The sequence below is a fragment of the Bradyrhizobium sp. genome, from assembly GCF_004799445.1.
GTDB lineage: Bacteria > Pseudomonadota > Alphaproteobacteria > Rhizobiales > Xanthobacteraceae > Bradyrhizobium.
Map to the genome: position 1 here is coordinate 1 of NZ_SSNA01000237.1, position 3,669 is coordinate 3,669.

General features: G+C 57.0%; 2 protein-coding genes. One reads left to right on the forward strand and one right to left on the reverse strand.

Translation table 11 applies throughout. The features are described from left to right. Nucleotides 1-189: 189 nt before the first annotated feature. Entirely contained in the window at nucleotides 190-1,971 is a 1,782-nt protein-coding gene (locus E8A46_RS30125; RefSeq protein WP_291568903.1) for an adenylate/guanylate cyclase domain-containing protein, read from the reverse strand. A 146-nt stretch (nucleotides 1,972-2,117) separates the two neighbouring features. Here E8A46_RS30125 and cysK point away from each other — a divergent pair, with 146 nt between their 5' ends. Continuing rightward, nucleotides 2,118-3,182 (forward strand): cysteine synthase A, encoded by a 1,065-nt coding sequence (gene cysK / locus E8A46_RS30130; RefSeq protein ID WP_291568905.1) that lies wholly within the window; start codon nucleotides 2,118-2,120, stop codon nucleotides 3,180-3,182. Nucleotides 3,183-3,669: the final 487 nt, after the last annotated feature.

The following is a 3,669-nucleotide window of genomic DNA, read 5'->3' on the forward strand; positions in this document are numbered from 1 at the left end:
TTGTCGTTATCGTCTGCATGGCTCGCTCCTCTGAATCGTGGGAGCCTCAACAGCGCCCACATCCGTGGCACCGATGTGCCGGTGGAGGAGCCGTCCACAGCATCAACAGCGGAAGTCAGCCCCGTCGCCGGGTTGGCGCGCAATAGAACGGAAAGCGGCACAACTCCGTCTAACGCTGGATTGCCCCAATCATTCAGGCAACCCAAGTTTTCGCAGGTTTTCTGCCATACGATCCAGGACGGGCGCAGAAAAGACCATTGCTTGTTTGAATTTTGAAACCGTGAGATCGGGATAGCTGCGCATCAAGTCCGCAAAGGCTTGTTTAGCCTCTTCGACCCGGCCAGCTCCCGACAGAACCGCTGCCAAATTGCGATATATCCAACTAGCGTTAGGCCGTTCCTCGAGGGCGCGTCGGTAGAACGCGGCGGCCTTGTCATATTCTTCCGCTATTTCATGCGCCGAGCCTATACCCACATAGTTGTTGAAATTCATTGGGTCAATCGGGCTCAGGCGCAGAGCCCGCTCGAAATTAGCGATCGCCCTTTCAGGTTGATCAGAATAGTTCTCAAGCCATCCGAGCCGACACCAAGCCCATGCGGCGTTGGGATCGAGTGTGACGGCGCGCTCAAGCAGCACACGCGCGGTTCCATGGTTATGTACAAAGGTATGCACCGCGCCGAGGACTGCCAGAATAATGGGATCGTCGCCGCTCATCTCCGCCGCCCGCTCGGCGAGCGATCGCGCCATTGCCTGACTCCCCACGAGGTCATCCGCCCAATTGTAGACCGAGCGCTGGGCGTGGCACCAACCGGCAAGCGACAATGCCAAGGGGTATTCGGGATCAATCGCGAGCGCTTTTTCGAGGAGTTCGAGCGCTTTAGCGCTTTCGTTCTTCTCAAGCGCCCAGACATGAGGCATTGCCCTCATAGTAAAGCCGTAGCTGCCCAGGTCTTGCGGCCGTTTGCGTCGCGAGCGCTCAATCTCGGCGATGCGGATGGAGGGTTGTAGAGCGCCTGCCACCTGTTCCGTTATTCGATCCTCGAGATCAAAGAAATCATCGATTGCGCCGTCATAGCGCGAACTCCAGACGTGTGCGCCCCCTTCGGTTTCGATCAGCTGAACAATAATCCGGAGGCGGGTGCCGGCTTTCTGCACACTGCCCTCGAGCAAATAGGCGACGCCCAACTCTTTGCCTATGTCGCGTGCATTTGTTGCGCGGCCCTTGTAGGTGAATGCTGAACTGCGTGCGATGACGAAAAAGGAGCGGATGCACGAAAGCGCTGCGGTAATTGCCTCGACGATTCCATCGGCCAGGTAGTCCTGACCCGCCTCAGCGGACATGTTGTCGAACGGCAGGACGACAATGGACGGTTTGTCGGGTAGCGCCAGATCTTGAATTCGTATCGGGGGCGGACTTGATCGAATTGCAGGAGCAGCCTCGCCGGCAAGCCGGATGTGCCACGCGCGCATTGGTTCGACAATATTTTTTAGAGTCTGTTCGCCGATGTCATCGAAGGCGATATCGATCTTGCCGCGAATTTGCCTGTGCGCATCATCGGAGATGCAAATACCGCCTGGCTCGGCGATTCCCTCAAGGCGCGCTGCGATGTTGACACCATCTCCGAAAATATCGTTGTCATCGATGATGATGTCGCCGACGTGAATGCCGATCCGAAATTCGATCTTGAGATCCTGCGGGACGTCGGCATTTTTCCCGGCCATGCCGCGCTGGACTTCGACTGCGCATCGTGCGGCGTCGACGGCGCTAGCGAACTCCACTAGCATGCCGTCGCCAGTAGTCTTAACGATACGGCCGCGATGCGCGGCGATTGCGGGATCGACGAGTGTCTTTCGGAACGACTTCAGATTAGCGAGCGTGCGTTCTTCGTCGCGGCCCATCAAACGGCTATAGCCGGCGACATCCGCCGCCAGCACAGCCGCCAGTCGCCGTTCCACGCGCTCGCCGGCCAAAAGGCCCTCCGGATCAGTAAAATTTATTTGGTCTATCAAAGCATAGGCGCTGGCTCTGCCAGGTACAATGTCCGAGAATGGACTATTCGCCGCCGGATACGATCCGTGGCGACTGGACGCGCGATCTTCTCGTCGCAGACAACGAAATGTTGGAGGTCAACATGGGGCGGACATACCAAAATATCCTCGAAACGATCGGCAATACGCCGGTGGTGCGGATCAATCGTTTGGCGCCGCTAGGCGTGAATCTTTTCGTAAAAATTGAAGCCTTCAACCCTCTTGGTTCAGTGAAGGACCGATTGGCTCTCGGGGTAATCGAGGCGGCCGAAAAATCGGGAGAGCTCAAGCCTGGCCAGACGGTCATAGAGGCGACAAGTGGAAATACGGGAATTGGTCTTGCCATGGTTTGCGCAGCCAAGGGATACCCTCTTGTGATCACCATGGCAGAGCCATTTAGCGTCGAGCGACGTAAGCTCATGCGGTTCCTTGGAGCGAAGGTCATTGTAACTCCCGCCGCTGAGCGCGGTATGGGCATGATCAATAAGACCATCGAGCTTGCCAAGGCGCATGGCTGGTACATGACCCGGCAGTTTGAGAATGAAGCCAATCCCGATATTCATTCGCGCACGACAGCGCGTGAGATACTCGACGATTTCTCCGGACAACGGCTGGATTATTGGGTCACGGGCTATGGAACTGGCGGAACATTAAAGGGCGTCGCTCGGGTGCTTGCCAAGGAGCGCCCCGAAACGAAGATTATCGTTTGCGAGCCGGAGGATGCGCAGCTGTTGGCCAGTGGCATCGGGCAGTCGCGAAACTCAGACGGTACTCCGGCGGCACCGCATCCGACATTCAAGCCGCATCCGATGCAAGGCTGGACGCCGGATTTCGTCCCCAAACTCACCGACGATGTCGTCGCAATGAAGGTCATCGATCGCATCTTACCGATCTCCGGCCCCGATGCCATTCGCTGCAGCAAGGACCTTGCTACCCAGGAGGGCATCTTTGTCGGCATTACTTCGGGCGGGACCTTTGCTGGCGCGCTCAAGATTGCAGCCGAGGCGGCGAAAGGAGCAAACATTCTCTGCATGCTTCCCGACACCGGCGAGCGCTATTTGAGCACGCCTCTATTCGCTGATGTATCGGCAGACATGAATGAGGAAGAGCTTAGAATTTCGCGCTCTACGCCAAGCGCACAGCTCAATCTTTGAGCGTTCTCACTGAACAATCGAGCAACGTATGTCGGCTATTCAGCTCGCATGATAGTGACAGGCGCGTCGTTCGAGGTGGTGAAGACCTACTATTGTCGCTCACGCAGTAACGGGTTCGCGTTGCTCTCGTGCGCAGACCTATAGAGCACTCCATGAAGCCCGTTCAGGGTCATTCGCTACCCGAAACGGGTCGTCCGCGTTAAGTCCGCTTAACCCCCGATAGCAACCGAAGGAAAGACATCGAAGAATGCCTTCAATAGTCTCCATTACAGCCGATGGCTTGGGATGCCTTGGAGTGTCGGCAAAACCGTTTTCGATACGCTTGGCGATCGCTTCCGCTTGGACCGTCAGCCCTTAAAGGTCGGCTGGCGTGGGTGCACGCAGTCCTTAAAGTCGTCGAAGTCCTTCCATGCGGGCTCAGGTGGGTCGCAGCCCGATCGCGGCGTGTAGATCGAAGCATCTATCAACTGCACGGTCGGAATGTAAC